We start from the raw sequence: 1,059 nt of genomic DNA, 5'->3' as shown, positions 1-1,059 counted from the left end.
TTTCCCAGTTAACTTAGACTGGTGCGCAGTATTAATTTTTTGTTGGAAGAAAGACGTCCAGTCAGACTTCCATTGGCTGACTTTTTGTTGCCAAGATTGCTGCACCGAGTTTATGGATTCGCGATACCATTCTACTGGCACGTCTCCGATTTCACTTTGCGCCCTCGCCTCTATCTCAGAGAAGGGTTCTGTGCGAATCACAATAATGTTGCGCGCATTTTGTCGCCACGCTTCTTGAACCGGAATCGAGGCTGATACACCACCATCCACAAACTTTTGCCCATTTACATCGACAGGGCCATGGTACAACTTAGGAATCGCACAAGTGGCTAGCATGGTGTGGAACCAATCGTCCCCAAGAATCGGCAAATACTGATCGGATAAATTTTCCACGTTCGTAACGGCTGCAAACGCCCCTCTTCCAGCCAAGGTCTTACGCCCTAAATCGAGATCCAGTTTGTAAGGAAAATCTTGGATTCTTTCTAGCGCCCACTCAAGACTCAAGTATTGTTGCTTACGAATGTAGCGGAAAAGATTAAAAAACTCAGGAGAAGTAGTAAGTTCGGTAATGAACGCTTTACCCATGCCATGTTGACGACATAAATACGAGCAAAGGTTTAGAGCACCGGCAGAAGTGCCGTAAAACTCATCGAAAGGATCGAAATTAGAAAGGAGTAGTGCATCCAACACTCCAGCGGTAAAAATCCCTCGCTGCCCTCCTCCTTGTGTGACTAGAGCAGTTTTGCCATGTCTAAAGTGCTCATAAACTTCTATATCGAGCTCTGTATGGCTTTCGGTGATTATACCGCTGTTACGTATCATCGGCTCACGCCAGTTTTCTGATGCTTATTGTTAGGCCGTCGTAATCGCAATAATTCCGAACGACAAAAGCACTGCGAAAACACTGACGACAATGATTAGTGCGGATTTTAGATCGTGTTCCATAAACGCCTCCTTGACCTGTAACAAATTAATAACACCGGTGTGAAATATGTTCAAGATTTGCTTAATTTAGTCGCGAGATTTTGACTAAGCCATCACAATTAGCTTATTCATAAT

Annotated in this window: 2 protein-coding genes; both read right to left on the bottom strand. The window is 44.3% G+C overall.

The window, feature by feature from the left end; genetic code table 11:
* The coding region (locus tag R8269_RS26100) for a patatin family protein (RefSeq protein ID WP_318223024.1) at positions 1–822 on the bottom strand (822 nt) is incomplete at its 3' end.
* 30 nt (positions 823–852) lie between these two features.
* The gene (locus R8269_RS26095) at positions 853–945 is read right to left on the bottom strand and encodes a YnhF family membrane protein (protein ID WP_005494575.1); all 93 of its coding nucleotides are present in this window, start codon (positions 943–945) and stop codon (positions 853–855) included.
* Positions 946–1,059: the final 114 nt, after the last annotated feature.

It is taken from the genome of Vibrio sp. Vb0667 (assembly GCF_033391095.1).
This window is presented reverse-complemented; position numbering and strand designations above follow the sequence as displayed.

Bases quoted from the DNA above. Each gene is read 5' to 3' on its own strand.
- R8269_RS26095 (WP_005494575.1), bottom strand. From the start codon at position 945: ATGGAACACGATCTAAAATCCGCACTAATCATTGTCGTCAGTGTTTTC.